The organism is Mucilaginibacter sp. NFR10, from assembly GCF_900100445.1.
Classification (GTDB): Bacteria; Bacteroidota; Bacteroidia; order Sphingobacteriales; family Sphingobacteriaceae; genus Mucilaginibacter; species Mucilaginibacter rubeus.
The window spans coordinates 683,015-697,176 of record NZ_FMTV01000001.1 but is presented as its reverse complement, the minus strand read 5'-3'; the positions used below and the strand labels follow the sequence as shown (position 1 = coordinate 697,176).

13 protein-coding genes are annotated in these 14,162 nt (G+C 43.6%); 8 read left to right on the top strand and 5 right to left on the bottom strand.

Annotated elements, in window-relative coordinates; translation table 11 throughout:
- The first annotated feature begins 102 nt into the window (after positions 1 to 102).
- The gene (gene topB / locus BLP33_RS02975) at positions 103 to 1,962 is read left to right on the top strand and encodes a DNA topoisomerase III (protein WP_090524725.1); all 1,860 of its coding nucleotides are present in this window, start codon (positions 103 to 105) and stop codon (positions 1,960 to 1,962) included.
- Here topB and BLP33_RS27340 read toward each other — a convergent pair.
- Positions 1,952 to 2,107, bottom strand: a complete 156-nt coding sequence (locus BLP33_RS27340; protein WP_175489910.1) for a hypothetical protein — start codon at positions 2,105 to 2,107, stop codon at positions 1,952 to 1,954. The two genes, topB and BLP33_RS27340, sit on opposite strands and share 11 nt — an antisense overlap.
- Positions 2,108 to 2,113: 6 nt before the next feature.
- On the opposite strand from BLP33_RS27340, the gene BLP33_RS02970 reads away from it, so the two are divergent.
- Positions 2,114 to 2,725 (top strand): hypothetical protein, encoded by a 612-nt coding sequence (locus BLP33_RS02970; RefSeq protein ID WP_090524723.1) that lies wholly within the window; start codon positions 2,114 to 2,116, stop codon positions 2,723 to 2,725.
- A gap of 65 nt (positions 2,726 to 2,790) precedes the next feature.
- Here the strand turns inward: BLP33_RS02970 and xth are convergent, their stop codons facing one another.
- The 3 genes from xth to BLP33_RS02960 all read right to left on the bottom strand — a co-directional run bounded on the left by xth (position 2,791) and on the right by BLP33_RS02960 (position 4,932).
- Positions 2,791 to 3,570: an exodeoxyribonuclease III gene (gene xth, locus BLP33_RS02965; RefSeq protein ID WP_090524720.1), complete on the bottom strand. Its 780-nt coding sequence runs from the start codon at positions 3,568 to 3,570 to the stop codon at positions 2,791 to 2,793.
- Between the two features lie 111 nt (positions 3,571 to 3,681).
- Positions 3,682 to 3,873: a hypothetical protein gene (locus BLP33_RS27145; RefSeq protein WP_139159915.1), complete on the bottom strand. Its 192-nt coding sequence runs from the start codon at positions 3,871 to 3,873 to the stop codon at positions 3,682 to 3,684.
- A gap of 42 nt (positions 3,874 to 3,915) precedes the next feature.
- Positions 3,916 to 4,932, bottom strand: coding sequence for a hypothetical protein (locus tag BLP33_RS02960; RefSeq protein WP_090524718.1), 1,017 nt, complete (start codon positions 4,930 to 4,932; stop codon positions 3,916 to 3,918).
- A 183-nt stretch (positions 4,933 to 5,115) separates the two neighbouring features.
- On the opposite strand from BLP33_RS02960, the gene BLP33_RS02955 reads away from it, so the two are divergent.
- The 6 genes from BLP33_RS02955 to BLP33_RS02930 are packed head-to-tail and all read left to right on the top strand — an operon-like array spanning position 5,116 to position 12,434.
- Positions 5,116 to 5,964 (top strand): ABC transporter ATP-binding protein, encoded by an 849-nt coding sequence (locus BLP33_RS02955; RefSeq protein WP_090524715.1) that lies wholly within the window; start codon positions 5,116 to 5,118, stop codon positions 5,962 to 5,964.
- A complete protein-coding gene (locus BLP33_RS02950) occupies positions 5,957 to 6,727 on the top strand; it encodes a hypothetical protein (protein WP_090524713.1) in 771 nt (256 codons plus the stop codon). Before BLP33_RS02955 ends, BLP33_RS02950 begins: the two co-directional genes overlap by 8 nt.
- 12 nt (positions 6,728 to 6,739) lie before the next feature.
- On the top strand, positions 6,740 to 7,147 hold the full coding sequence (locus tag BLP33_RS02945; protein WP_090524712.1) for a GntR family transcriptional regulator: 408 nt from the start codon (positions 6,740 to 6,742) through the stop codon (positions 7,145 to 7,147).
- Entirely contained in the window at positions 7,131 to 7,868 is a 738-nt protein-coding gene (locus BLP33_RS02940; RefSeq protein WP_090524710.1) for a hypothetical protein, read from the top strand. Before BLP33_RS02945 ends, BLP33_RS02940 begins: the two co-directional genes overlap by 17 nt.
- Positions 7,869 to 7,885: 17 nt before the next feature.
- Positions 7,886 to 8,773 (top strand): ABC transporter ATP-binding protein, encoded by an 888-nt coding sequence (locus tag BLP33_RS02935; RefSeq protein WP_090524708.1) that lies wholly within the window; start codon positions 7,886 to 7,888, stop codon positions 8,771 to 8,773.
- Positions 8,774 to 8,795: 22 nt separating this feature from the next.
- Positions 8,796 to 12,434, top strand: coding sequence for an ABC transporter permease/M1 family aminopeptidase (locus tag BLP33_RS02930; protein WP_090524706.1), 3,639 nt, complete (start codon positions 8,796 to 8,798; stop codon positions 12,432 to 12,434).
- Positions 12,435 to 12,491: 57 nt separating this feature from the next.
- On the opposite strand, the gene BLP33_RS02925 is transcribed toward BLP33_RS02930, so the two are convergent.
- The gene (locus tag BLP33_RS02925) at positions 12,492 to 14,120 is read right to left on the bottom strand and encodes an alpha-L-fucosidase (protein ID WP_090526177.1); all 1,629 of its coding nucleotides are present in this window, start codon (positions 14,118 to 14,120) and stop codon (positions 12,492 to 12,494) included.
- Positions 14,121 to 14,162 lie beyond the last annotated feature (42 nt).

The window sequence follows — 14,162 nt, the reverse complement described above, 5'->3', positions numbered from 1 at the left end:
ACAATGTTACCAACAAACCTTGCACAGGCCTCGCTAAATTCATACTTTCGACGCCCGTATTGGCAGCAACCGGCCTAAACCGGGGCACGGGAAACAACATTTATGAAAGTTATTATAGCCGAAAAACCATCTGTAGCCAGGGAAATTGCCAAAGTTTTTGGGGCAACTACAAAGAAAGACGGTTATATTGAAGGCAAGGGTTTCACCTTTACCTGGGCTTTCGGTCACCTGCTGCAGCTTGCCGCCCCGCAGGAGTATGGTTATTACGGCTGGAGCGTTCAGCACCTGCCGATGCTGCCTCAAAAGTTTAAGCTCTCTATTCGTAAAGTAAAAACCAAGGATGGTTTGGTGGATGATCCATCAGTAAAAAAACAACTGGATACCATTCAAAAGCTATTTGATGAATCCACTGAGATCATTGTAGCAACGGATGCCGGGCGCGAAGGGGAACTCATCTTTCGCTATATTTACTATTACTTAAAATGCAAAAAGCCTTTTAAAAGGCTCTGGATCTCATCGCAAACTGATGAGGCTATCAAAGAGGGCTTCCGTAACCTGAAGCCCGGCAGCGATTATGATACACTGTTCAATTCGGCCCATTGCCGTTCCCAGTCGGACTGGCTGGTAGGTATGAACGCCACGCAGGCACTTAGTCTTTCATCGGGGATCCGTGGCGCGGTACTTTCATTAGGCCGGGTGCAAACCCCCACCCTTGCCATGATCTGTTCTCGGTACCTGGAAAACAAAAACTTCGTACCCGAAACATTTTACCAGGTAAGCATTCACCCCGATAAAGACGGGCAGGTATTTAAAGCGATATCTGCCGAAAATTATAAAACAAAAGATGAAGCACAGGCCGTGCTTGACAAGGTACAGGATATTGAAGGCGGCTTTCCGCAGGGCGGTCATATTTTACAGGTAGAAGCAAAACCACGTAAAGAACCACCTCCTTTGCTGCACGACCTGAGCAGTCTGCAGCAGGAAGCCAACAAACGCAAAGGTTTCACCGCCGATCAAACCCTTACCATCCTCCAAAACCTTTACGAAAACAAACTGGTTACCTATCCCCGTACCGGCAGCCGCTATATAGGCGACGATGTTTTTGCAGGCGTGCCTGCACTGATTGAAAAGCTGGAACAACATCCGCTGTTTGGCAAACAAGCCATTGCGTTGGGCAGCGCTACGCTTAACAAACGAAGTGTAAATGCAAAAAAAGTAACAGATCACCACGCCGTGCTTACTACCGGCGAAAACCCGCACCAGCTTTCGCCTGATCAGCAAGCTGTTTACGACATGGTGGCCGGCCGTATGCTCGAAGCATTTCATCAGGATTGTATTAAGGAAGTCACAAAAATTGTGGTGCAATCGGGCGCTAAATTCAACGCCAGCGGAACGGTGATCCATACTGCCGGCTGGCGTTCTGTATTTAACGATAAGGAAGACGACAAAAAGGACGAAGAGAACGCAACGCTGCCTAAAGTAACCCAGGGCGAAAACCTCCCGATAACAGCCAAAGCCCTGCTCGAAAAGCAAACCAAACCCCGGCCACTATACAGCGAAGCCACCCTGCTTAAGGCATTGGAAACGGCAGGCAAAGAGATTGACGACGAAGAGCTGCGTTATGCCATGAAAGATAGCGGCCTCGGAACGCCGGCAACAAGAGCAGCCATCATCGAAACCCTGCTTAAACGCAATTATATTATCAGGGAAAAGAAAAACCTGGTACCCACAACTACCGGCATTGCCGTTTATGAGGTAGTAAAAAATCAGCAGATAGCCCAGGCCGAACTTACCGGAACATGGGAAAAACGTCTGGAAGAGATCCGTTCAGGAGCATCCGTTACCGAATTCCAGAACGAGATCAAAACCTATACACGAGCCATCACTTCCGAATTACTGGCGCAGGGAAAATCATTGAAAATCCCGGCTGTGGAAGCAGTCGGGAGTAAAGTTACAGCCTAAAGGATGGCGACATGAATAGCGCTATCAATAAGAATAACAGGGCCTTAACTGCAACTACTCCGGCGCTGGTTAAAACGTTAAGTGTCGATTTTACTTTGGTAACACGATAAATTTGATATTCGTCCGTATAAAAGCTTACATTCATTGCATTATGGATCTAACCACGCTTATTGTCATTACCATTATAGTTTTTATTATAGCATTTGCGGCTTTCAGGTTATTTGATGTTAAGAAGAAAAAGAAGAAACTTGAATTGGAGCGATCAGCAAGGATTTTACCACTTTATAAAAAGGCGGAAGCGTCTGCAGGTTTAACCGCCGAAGATGTTTTGCCCTTTGCCCAAAATCTGCTTACCCGCTACGACACCTTTTTGTATTTAAAAGAACTTGAGGAATTACACTTGTTCCCGGAGGCATACCTTACGCTTATTAAAGGGGCGGAAAGCTCACTGGCCCAATGGCTGGAGTTCCCTACCGAATTGGATGCCTGCCCCGACGAAATTGAACATATTAAACGGGTTACCATTGATTTTGACGGCAGAAACAATTTTATCCACTACGAGGTGTTTAAATACCGTGTAAACCCACCCCACTGGGCTGCTAAAAACGGGTGGATGCTTGGCGTTGTCGGTCCGTTTTTTGACGATAGCAAACCTTATGATTTCCCCGGGGCTACTTTTAGCAGGGTAAACAGTACCATTGATAAAGTAACCCCGGAAGAAGAGGCCAAATGGGTACACGAAAACATTGGTATGCGGAGGTAAGCGCAACAAGTTTTGAACCAGACTTACGAAGTTTTAAAAACTTCGTAAGTCTTCAATTCTTAAACTCATTCATCATCCTTCAGTTCAATCCAAACCGGTGCGTGATCGCTTGTTTTTTCCCAGCCTCGTACATCCCGGTTTACACCTGCAGCTACCAGACGTTTTTCCAGGTGAGGGCTCAGTAAAAAATGATCGATCCGTAAACCGGCGTTACGGCCGTAGGCATCGCGGAAATAATCGAAAAAGGTATAAATCACTTCGGTAGGATAAATTTTGCGGATAGCATCCGTCCAGCCCTGTTCTACCAGTGTTTTAAAGGCTTCGCGTGTTTCAGGGCGAAAGAGCGCGTCATTTACCCAGCGCTCGGGTTTATAAACATCGAGCTCGGTAGGCATTACGTTATAATCGCCGGTTAATATAACCGGTTTATCAGCAGCAAGTAAACCGGCTGCGTGAATTTTAAGGCGTTCAAACCAACCTAATTTATAATCGAACTTGGGTCCGGGTGCAGGATTGCCGTTAGGCAGGTACAGGCAGCCAATGGTAATACCATCAACAAGTGCTTCAATATAACGGCTATGCTCATCTTCCGGATCGCCGGGAAGTGCGCGGCATACCTCTGTAATTTCCCTGTCTTTTGCCAGTATTGCAACGCCGTTCCAGCTTTTTTGGCCATGCCAGATGGCTTTATAACCTGCATCAAGTATGGCCTGCTCCGGGAAGTTTTCCTGTGGAGCTTTAAGTTCCTGCAAGCAGGCAACGTCAGGGGATGTTTCCTTTAACCAGCGGAGTAAAACAGGCAGGCGCCCATTTACACCATTTACGTTATACGTAGCTATTTTCATGATGCAATTTAAATAGTTTAGGTTATATCATGCATGTTCCAAAATATTAAAAGCACGGCCACCCATCGCAAGCAATTAGTTGCAATGATTCATGAGCGGTAAATTATTCCCTTACTTTTCAAACTCATCCGGGTCCACTTCAGGCTGGCTTGGCTCAGTATCGGGGATTTCATTCGGGATATTTTCCGGCGCTTCTTCGGGCATTTCCGGCTCTCCGGGGTCCGTAGGCTGCCTGATCTCCGGCCGCTCCGGGTTTACCGGCATTTCATCTGGCTCGTTTGGCATGGTTCTCTTCTTTGACATATCTTAATAACCACCAAGCCCGGGATAGGTTTTCCTAAATGACTATTTAAGGGCCATAATGTGCCTTGTTTCCTGCAAAAACTGGTCTATCTTTTTCGTGCTGGAAAAGCTTTTAATAACTAATGCTTTTTGCTTGTTAGATCCCGGTACCTGGAAATACATGTTAATATCGGTACCCGAGTAAACGAAATTATAGGTACGCCTGGTGATTTGAAAATTAATAAAATCGGCAAAGGCAAAAGTCTGATTACCGACACCAAGCGGATTGATCCTGCTTACAGTCTTGTTCGCCGTATCGAAAACTATTTTAGTAAAGGCGGAAAACACAAACGCTGCTCCCCCCAGCAAAAATCCCCCAATAACTAAAACCTTATGAAAAAGGTCCGAATCATGAGTCATAGATTGATTGATGAATTCATTTAAAGCAAGGGCTATCAAACATAAACCAATCAATAGCCCGCCAATCCACTTACGCTTAATTGCATAATAAGGCGGGTGGGTGTCATAAAATTTATAATCGGTAATAGCTGTATCGGCATAAGTGGGCTCAATGTAACCCGTCGAAAGGAATTGCATAATTACCGGGAACGCTTCCTGGGTTAAGGCAATTGCGTTCGCATCATCATTCTTTGTATAATTTGCCGATACTACAACCCCTTTTCCATATTTGTTTCTTTTTGGAAAAGCGCGATAATTATAGCCCCCCATGGTATTACGCACAACGCCTATGTTATCCAAATCGTCAAATTTTTCAGAACGAATATTAAGCCAACCAAAAAGTTTTTTACGCATTACCCGTGCACTGCTATCAAAAACCACTGATGTACGGCCAACTCCCCACAATATGCCAACAATAATCGTCAGCCCCAGGAACATGGTTATCATAAGCGATACGGATTGCGAGGGGTCGGGATAAAGTGTTTTACAAAAGAAAATGATAAATGCCGTAAATATTACCGCGAAACCAATGCTGAGTACATTATAAATACGATAAGGATACAATGTCACCCGCTCGCTTTCAATATTCCAGCGGGTTTGTGCAATTTTTTTTAGTGCCATAAAGGTTTAAATTAAGTATCCATTAAACAAGCCTTTCTTAGCAAGGTTTTAACTATGCGGTAATATTTCCAACCTGACTAAACCTTATTGCAATATGCTTTCATGATCCGATTAAAAAACCTCTTGCATTTTAAAAATGTTTAATTACATTTGCAGTGTACTACCACACTAATACACTAAACCATGATTCAAATAAGTAATTTGAATTTCAGTTACAACAGCAAAAAGCCGTTGTTTAAAAATCTAAACCTTTCACTAAAGGCCGGCCATATTTATGGCTTATTGGGTAAAAACGGCGCGGGGAAGTCAACCCTGTTAAAAAACATTGCCGGTTTGGCCTTTCCTCAATCGGGTAAATGCCTTATCAACGGAACAGAAAGTTCAAAGCGCTTGGTATCCACCCTGCAAGACCTTTACTTTATTGCCGAAGAAGTTTACGTACCGGCATTAACTCCCGGCCAGTTTTTAGCCCGGACAGCTGGCTTTTACCCTGCCTTCAGCATTACCGACTTTTACAGTTATCTGAAAATATTGGATATTGACCCGGATCTGTTAATGACCAGAATGTCATACGGGCAGCAAAAAAAGATGATCATCGCTTTCGGGCTGGCTACCAATACCAGTGTACTGATACTTGATGAGCCCACCAACGGGCTTGACATCCCTTCAAAAGTTCAGTTCAGAAAGCTGATAGCATCTGTTTTAAATGAAGATCGCTGCATCATTATTTCAACCCACCAGGTAAGGGATTTGGACAGCCTCATTGATACCGTGTTGATTTTGGATGACCACCGCATCGTGATTGAGAATACGGTAGACGAGCTTACCGAGAAACTATTTTTCGGTGTTTTTAAAGACCTTACCGGGATGAATGTACTGTATGAAGAAGATACTCTTATGGGTAAGTATGCCATTGTGCAAAACACGGCAGGTAAATACGGTAAAATGGACCTTGAATTATTATTTAATGCCGCAACAACCAACAGGAGCAAATTATTAAACGTACTAAAACCAACTGCAACCCATGAATAACTACTTCAGTTTTAAACGCTTTGGCCTGTTATTTATGAAACACACTGTAGAGCATTACCGCACTTATTTAATGTCGGCAGCGGTTTTGGCAGGGGTGTTTTTGCTTGGCGGTTCGTTTATATTTTATATGATCCCCGGGCCGGTAGACGCCGGTTTTCAAATGGCCATATTTGGAGTGCTGATTTTGATAGCAGGGCCATTATTTACAAGCACCATCTTTACCGACCTTGGCGATAAACGCAGGGCAATTCCGGTACTAACCTTACCTGCTTCACAATTTGAAAAGTTTATGGTTGGCTGGGTTTATTCATATATAATATTTATGCTGGTTTATACCGGGATCTTTTACCTGGTGTTATCCATACTGCTTAACCTGAAGCATTGGCCGGGGCATCATCCCGAAATGCTTTCCCTTTTGCAGGATAAATCGTTATTAGTAATAACTATTTTTTCACTGCTGCATGCCATTACCTTGTATGGCGCCATCAGTTTTGAGAAACTGCATTTTATTAAAATAGGGTTTAGCTTTTTTATTTTTTATGCATTACTGATCCTGGCTGATACATTATTTCTAAGACTGATTATTGGCAGGAAAATTTACCCGGCCACGCCTTTTGCATTCCTCAATTTTCCGGAGGGTACAAACTTTTATTCTATCGGTTTAAATGAGCAGCAATCGGCCTGGGTTTTTATTGTAATGCCTGTTGTAGTGATCCTATTTTGGATTGCGGCATACTTTAAACTAAAGGAGAAACAGGCTTAATAAAAGACGATAATGGAATTTAAAGATAACGAAGCGATATACCTCCAGATAGCGGCTTTTGTAAGCGACCAGATCCTGATGGGTAAATGGCCCGCCGGGCAAAAGATACCGTCGGTACGTGATATGGCCGTTGAGCTTGAGGTAAACCCGAATACGGTCATGCGATCATACGAGTTTTTACAGGGACTTGAAATTATTTATAACAAACGGGGCCTCGGCTTATTTGTGGCCGAAGACGGTTTTGATAAAGTAAAAGCTTATCGTAAAGAAAACTTTGTGCGCCAAAACCTGCCCGAACTTTTTAAAAACATGTACCTGTTAGGTATTTCGATAGATGAGATCAGTCTTCAATACCAAAACTTCCAGGCACAGCAAAAAGAAGAACTAAACCAGGCAAACAACGATGAAAACAAGCAATAAATTTTTACTTACGGCAATATTACTACTGGTAATTTCGGTAGGAATCTACGATTTTCAGCTGAAAGCCGAATACCTGAAAGGTGATTATAAAAACCCCTACAAGGGTTTTGTGACCTTAAATTTCAGGGATTTTAAAGTCATTGAGCTTGGCTCGTCAACAGCTATTAATATCATGCTGGTAAAAGGTCCCTTCAAAGTACTTGCCGACCCAGACGCTATGGAGTTTATGAAAACTGAACAACGCCACGACTCCCTTTTTATCCGCGCTGCGTTTAAGGATAATTTTCATAATGTGCACTCACAAAACGTTCTGTACATATCTCTACCGCGATTGGAGGGCTTTTATGCCGATGCAAAGTATAAAGCCGGCGAAGGTCAAATTACGGATACGACAGCCGCAGAAGACTTTAAATGGCGTCCAACTACTATCAGTGGTTTCAGCGGGGATAAACTCAATGTTACCCTGGACCATGCATCTACCATATTATTAAAAAACAACAAGTTCAATATTTTAAACGCCACTACCGGAATTAGTAATGGCAGTGCTTCAAATTTATCTATTGAAACGGGCAACCAATTTGCAAAAACAAATCTTGATATCCGGAATAGAAGCCGCTTATGGATCAAGGATGACAGCCTCAGCAGTATAAACTACAAACTTGCCGACAGCGCCAAACTTATCCTCAACGGAAATACAAAGATGATCCGCAACAATAAATGACCAAAACTTAGCAAATCATGAAATTAGTAATCAACTCATTATCTAAAACCTATGCCAACGGCGTACATGCTTTAAAAGATGTTTCGCTGACCCTAAATAATGGCATGTTTGGCCTGCTTGGCCCAAACGGCGCCGGTAAATCATCACTGATGCGTACCATAGCCACCCTACAGGAGGCCGATAAAGGCAGCATTTTTTTAGATGACCTGGACGTATTGAAAAACAAAACCGCGGTACGCCAGCTGCTTGGTTACCTGCCGCAGGAGTTTGGGGTTTACCCAAAAATATCGGCCGAGCGAATGCTGGACCATATTGCCCAGCTAAAAGGAGTTGGCAACAACGCCGAACGCAAAGACCTGGTGCTGCAATTATTAGAAAACGTAAACCTTTATAAAGACCGGAAAAAGCACCTTGGCACCTACTCCGGCGGTATGAAACAGCGTTTTGGAATAGCACAAGCATTAATCGGTAACCCTAAACTTATCATTGTTGACGAACCCACAGCAGGTCTTGACCCGGCTGAGCGAAACCGTTTTTACAACCTGCTGAGTCGCCTGGGTGAAAATACCATCGTGATCTTGTCGACCCATATTGTTGAGGATGTAAGCACGCTTTGCGCTAATTTCGCTATTATTTGCCAGGGCGAGGTTTTATATGCAGGCGATCCGGAAAGTGCGGTAAATGAGTTGAACGGAAAAATTTACAGCAAAGTGATCACCCAATCCGAGTTGGGCTTTTATAAAGATGACTACCAGGTAATATCAACGCAACTTAAAACCGGAAAGCTCCACATCCGCATTATCAGCGAAGCCGAACCCGGCAATGGTTTTATGAGCAGCACGCCAAACCTGGAAGATGTGTACTTCAGCAACATCGCTACACGAATAGATGTAGACACCATTTAAAACCACTATAAACCAATAGTTTATGTTTCTTAAAATATTTCTGTTCGAGATCCAGAATAGGGTCCGCAGGCCAGCCGTTTACCTATATTTTTTGGCAGCACTTGTATTTACGGTGTTCACTTTTTCAACAGGCTCATTGCCTTTAGGCGAAAAAGAGCACATCAACGCGCCTTACGTACTTGCCTTGTGGTGTTCAGGCATCACCATGATGATAACACTTGTAAGTTCATCAATTATGGGCACTGCTTTGTACCGCGATATTGAGTACAACACAAAAGATTATTACTTAACCTACCCTATCACAAAAGCAGGTTATTTCTGGGGCCGTTACCTGGGTTCGTTCGTTTTCATGATCTTTATAGCATCAGCCATTATTATTGGTGCATTTATAGGTACTAAGCTTGGCCCTGCCATGCGATGGACGGATGCGAAACAATACGGCCCTAATAACCTCATTTACTATCTGCACCCGTTTTTTACTATCGGTCTGCCAAACGTGTTGTTCACCTCTTCGTTGTTTTTTGGACTGGTAGCCATTACCCGCAATGTGAAAGTTATCTACTTTGGGGGGATTCTGTTATTCCTGTTTTACTTTATCGCATTATTTTTCCTTAACCATGTTAACAATCCAACAGTAATAAACCTCAGCGATCCATTTGGCCTTAACGGCATCAGGATGCAAACCAATTCTTCAAGCACTATTGAACAGAACACTACGCTGTTCCCTGTAACAGGTACGTTTATGCTCAACCGTATAGTATGGGGAGGTATCGGGATAGTTGTTGTAATTTTCACTTATATCAGGTTTAGCTTTGAGCGCTTCTTTAGCGGCAGGCGTGATAAGGCAGCTATTGACGAAGTCGGGGTTAAAACCCAAAATGCCATATCCATTAAACCGGAAGTTAGCTTTACCGGCAAATACAACAGGAATACGCTGCGCAACCTGGTAAAGGTCGAATTGCTAAACATCATTCGCGATAATTATTTCTGGATCATATTAATAAGCGGCAGCTTATTCCTTGGTTTTGTATTCTGGCTTGGCGAAAGCCGCAATGGGGTACCTGATTTTCCGCGTACTGTTGTGTTACTGGGTATTTTTAATGAAGCCTTTCCCTTCTTTATTTTCTTCATCCTGATGTTTTATACCGGTGAAACCCTGCACCGTGACAGAACTACCCGTTATGCCTTTATCAATGATTCACTCCCACCGCCAAACTGGATCCTAAATGGTTCAAAACTTATTAGCTTATTGCTTATCGGTACGGGCCTATCTGTTATTCCTATCATAACCGGTGTTATTGTTCAATTATTAAAAGGATATCATGCGCTGAACCTATCGGCGTACTTTACTTATATAGGCTATATACTGCTGCCTTCCTTATTAGAGATGGTTGTATTTTGCTATACGGTACACGTTATTATCAATAACAAATTTGCAGCCCATGGCATAGGGGTGTTTTTATGGGTCATCTTTTTCTTTTTGCGTAAAACGGGCATTTTTGATTATAACCTGCTGCTGTATTCGTATACGCCATCGTCAGGGATCTCTGATATGACAGGCATGGGCCACATGGCAACGCCTGTCAATTGGTTTAATTTGTACTGGCTGCTGTTTGCAGGCTTGCTCATCATTGTTTCGGCATTGTTTTATTACCGAGGAGTAACATCCTCTTTTAAAGAACGGTTACGTTTGTTGCCCCAGCGCTTTAACAGCAGCACAGTCCTGATCACTACCATAGTAGCTATAGCGTTTTTAGCTGTTGGCGGGTGGAATTATTATAACGTAAGTTTTTTAAATAGCTACCTTATCAAAAGTGAAAACACGGCAAGGGCGGTGATGTATGAAAAAGCGCTGAAAAAGTATGAGCATCTTCCGCTGCCTAAAGTGACCGGGATAAAAATGCAGGCAGATCTTTACCCGGATAAACAACAGGTAGCCACACACGCATTGGTAACCATCATCAATAAAAACAAAGTTGCCATATCACAAATGCTGCTCGACGGCGATGAGCTCACCAATTATTCGCTTAAAACCAATGGCGTATTGGTTCCGTTTACTACCCCGCTGCTTTATCCCCGCGGATTTTTCAACTGGTTCAGGCCGAAGACAGATACTGCTGACTTCCGGTTATACAAGTTCATAAAACCGCTAATGCCGGGCGATTCATTAACATTAGAGATCAACTCAGAAATAGTGCATGAAGGGTTTACCAATGGCATGTATGCTGCAGCTCTCATTAACAACGGTACCTTCTTTAACGGAGGATTACCGGGTTTAGGCTACGATGAAGATGACGAATTAAACAGTCCTTATGAACGCAAAAAGGCCGGTTTGCCCGAAAAAAAGCAGGAGGAAATACAGCAAAATAATACTGAAGGCATCAATACACTTAAAGCAGGTAGGGCCGCCGATCTTTTGAAACTTGATGTTACAGTTGGCACACTCGCCGGTCAAACAGCTATTGCTCCGGGGCAGCTCGTAAAAAACTGGCAGCAGAATGGCCGTAACTACTTCCATTATGTGCAGGATAAGCCCGGCATGTACATGCCGATGGGTATTATATCAGAAAGACTGGCCGTAAAAAAAGCCGCTGTTCAACTGGACCACAACGTAAATATCGAGGTTTATTATAATCCTGAGCACAGCACCAATATCGACAGGTATATCGCGGCTTATAAAGATGGTTTAAATTATTACAGCAAGGTTTATGGTGCCTATCCGTTTAATGATATCCGACTGGTGGAAACGTCTGTTTACGGTCCGCAGGATGCCTCCATCACAACGCTGGACACTTACGCAGAATACTTTGGCTGGAATGCCGATTTCAGGGATCCCAATAGCTTTGATTATTGCTATGCCAATACAACAAGGCTGCTGTCGCAACAATGGTGGCGTTTCCAGACAGCCCCAAACAGCACTGTAGGAAGTTTAGTAATCCCCGAGGGCCTTTCAAACTATGATCAACTGGTAATGTCCGAACATAAATACGGTAAGGACAACATGCGTTATATCGTTTTAGACCAGTTATGGTATTACCTGTTTATCAGGCGGCACCTTAATGAAAACGAGCATCCCTTGATCAAGGCCAATCAATGGTTTTTATGGGGTGGAAAAGCAAGCGTGGCACTGTATGGTTTGCGCGACCTGATTGGCGAAGACAGTCTGAACGTGGCACTGCGCGAATTTAAAAAGGCCTATACTTTTAAAACAGACGGCCCGTTTGCCGGCGCCAACAATCTTTATCAATGCCTTCAAAAGCATGTGCCCGATTCGCTGCAGTATTACCTTACCGATACCTGGCAAAAGATCACACTATATGATAACAGGGTGGTTGAAGCCAGCAGCAAACCGACAGGTAATAAAAATGAATATAAAATTACTTTTAAGCTTGATGTTGGCAAAGTTTGGAAGGATGCCAAAAACAACGATATCCCGGCTGTAAACATGAACGATTATATTGATATCGGGATTTTCGGTAAGCAGGTTCAAGGTGCCGGTAACCGGATGGTGAGTAATACCCTGTACATCAAAAAGTATAAGCTTAAACGCGGGGTACAGCAAATCAGTGTTATTGTTAAAGGCCAGCCCGCCTCTGTAGGCATCGATCCGTTCAGTAAACTCATTGACAGAAATCCTAACGATAATATCAAAGACCTTTAAAAGCAAAAAACGGGGTTGCGCAAAACGTACCCCCGTTTTTCATAATCTCACCAAATTTTACGGCTTAAATAATTTGTTCTCCCCTTCTATTTCAACATTAGCCTGTTCAACTATAGCCTTGTATTCATAATCGGCTTTTAGTGGAATGGTCGCTTCAAAAGTGCCATCAGTCTTAATATTTACCCAGGTGCCGGCTGTCCACTTACCTGCATATAAAGTTTCTACCTGTCCATGGTAAGGGCGATAATCAAACCGGGCCCTTTTTGCCGAAATACTTTTGTAATTCAGGATTTTACCTTTTAAAACTGCACCGGTCTTTATTTTTGAACCCGCACCTGTTTCAACAATGGCGGCTTCTTTAAAAATGGGGTCAACGTTTTCCAGTTTGATCACTACCGGATTAGGCCAGCGGTGATCATCATAAATACGCTGCGCCTTTACAACAGATACTTCAAGCCCCTTATCGGTTTGCTTATACCGGCAGCTTACATCATCGGTTTTATATTCAATCACCTTACTATTTTGCCCCAATACGCTTACTTGAGTCTGATCATTGGCGATGGCCGAACGGATCAGAAAAGTTTTGCGGCTCCCCTCCTTCCAATCAGCCGCATTGGTAACAATGGCATAAAGTGTATGCCCGTTTTTAGCGGTAAACCAGGTATCGCCCTCCTTGCTGATCACCCAGCTTCGCACACTGTCGATACATTCGCGGTTAACAAAATACCAGGTCGACACTTCCCGTAACCGCTCTTCCTGTTCAATGGGCAAGGCGCCATCAGGCTTCGGGCCAACGTTTAACAACAGGGAGCCACCTTTGGCCCTCGCCTCTATCAATAAACCTATCAACTGGGTGCCCGATTTATAGCGCTCGTTAGTTGGCTGATATCCCCAGGCAGTGCCCATAGTAATGCATGACAGCCATGGCTCATTGATCATGGCACCCGGCATGATCTGCTCAGGCGTTTTGATGGCGCCGCGGGTTATCAGCAAGTCCGGCTGTAACTTCCAGCAGGTTTGCTTTACCACTTCTTTCGGATCGCCATCTATAAAAAGTACATCTATTTTACCATAATTGGTCATCAGTTCCTCGCATTGCTTCCGGGTGTATTCGTCATATTCATGGCGGGTTTGGGCATCCATCTTCACATCGGTACGACTTATAGGTATATGATGATCGCGAAGAAAATTAAAGTCCTCGGGCGAAAAATAAAATCCTACCTGCAAACCTGCTTCGCGAGTGGCATCCACAAACTCTTTTAACAGGTCTTTCTTGTATGGTGTATGGGTTATACTAAAATCGGTTGTTTTGGTATCCCACATACAAAAACCCGAATGATGCTTGGTAGTAAACACAATGTATTTCATACCGGCCAGTTTAGCCAGCGTTGCTATCTGGTGCGGATCAAACTTGGAGGGATCAAAAGTTTTGGGCAGCTCATTAAAATAACGGTTTACGTAATCGTCACTTGCCCCAACCAGCGAGTGACTGATCACCACACCCAGCTGGCTATCCATACTAAAATGAATAAACAAGCCCAAGCCGGTATTTTTAAGCCACAGTTCGCGCCCGGGTTTGTTCAGGTTATAATTACTTGCATTATCATCCTTAACCAAATCATTTTGTGCCGATACGCGCTGAATACAACAAAGCAGCAGCAGGAAAAAAAGGTATTTCTTATACATCAAAAAAAGGTTAAAAAAATCAGGGAAGGCCCCACGCCCTCC

Excerpts from the sequence above, each read along its gene's own strand:
- BLP33_RS02935 (WP_090524708.1), top strand. The coding sequence starts at position 7,886 with ATGAAATTAGTAATCAACTCATTATCTAAAACCTATGCCAACGGCGTA.
- topB (WP_090524725.1), top strand. The coding sequence starts at position 103 with ATGAAAGTTATTATAGCCGAAAAACCATCTGTAGCCAGGGAAATTGCC.
- BLP33_RS27145 (WP_139159915.1), bottom strand. The coding sequence starts at position 3,873 with ATGTCAAAGAAGAGAACCATGCCAAACGAGCCAGATGAAATGCCGGTA.
- BLP33_RS02950 (WP_090524713.1), top strand. The coding sequence starts at position 5,957 with ATGAATAACTACTTCAGTTTTAAACGCTTTGGCCTGTTATTTATGAAA.
- xth (WP_090524720.1), bottom strand. The coding sequence starts at position 3,570 with ATGAAAATAGCTACGTATAACGTAAATGGTGTAAATGGGCGCCTGCCT.
- BLP33_RS02930 (WP_090524706.1), top strand. The coding sequence starts at position 8,796 with ATGTTTCTTAAAATATTTCTGTTCGAGATCCAGAATAGGGTCCGCAGG.
- BLP33_RS02945 (WP_090524712.1), top strand. The coding sequence starts at position 6,740 with ATGGAATTTAAAGATAACGAAGCGATATACCTCCAGATAGCGGCTTTT.
- BLP33_RS02925 (WP_090526177.1), bottom strand. The coding sequence starts at position 14,120 with ATGTATAAGAAATACCTTTTTTTCCTGCTGCTGCTTTGTTGTATTCAG.
- BLP33_RS27340 (WP_175489910.1), bottom strand. The coding sequence starts at position 2,107 with ATGAATGTAAGCTTTTATACGGACGAATATCAAATTTATCGTGTTACC.
- BLP33_RS02940 (WP_090524710.1), top strand. The coding sequence starts at position 7,131 with ATGAAAACAAGCAATAAATTTTTACTTACGGCAATATTACTACTGGTA.
- BLP33_RS02970 (WP_090524723.1), top strand. The coding sequence starts at position 2,114 with ATGGATCTAACCACGCTTATTGTCATTACCATTATAGTTTTTATTATA.
- BLP33_RS02960 (WP_090524718.1), bottom strand. The coding sequence starts at position 4,932 with ATGGCACTAAAAAAAATTGCACAAACCCGCTGGAATATTGAAAGCGAG.
- BLP33_RS02955 (WP_090524715.1), top strand. The coding sequence starts at position 5,116 with ATGATTCAAATAAGTAATTTGAATTTCAGTTACAACAGCAAAAAGCCG.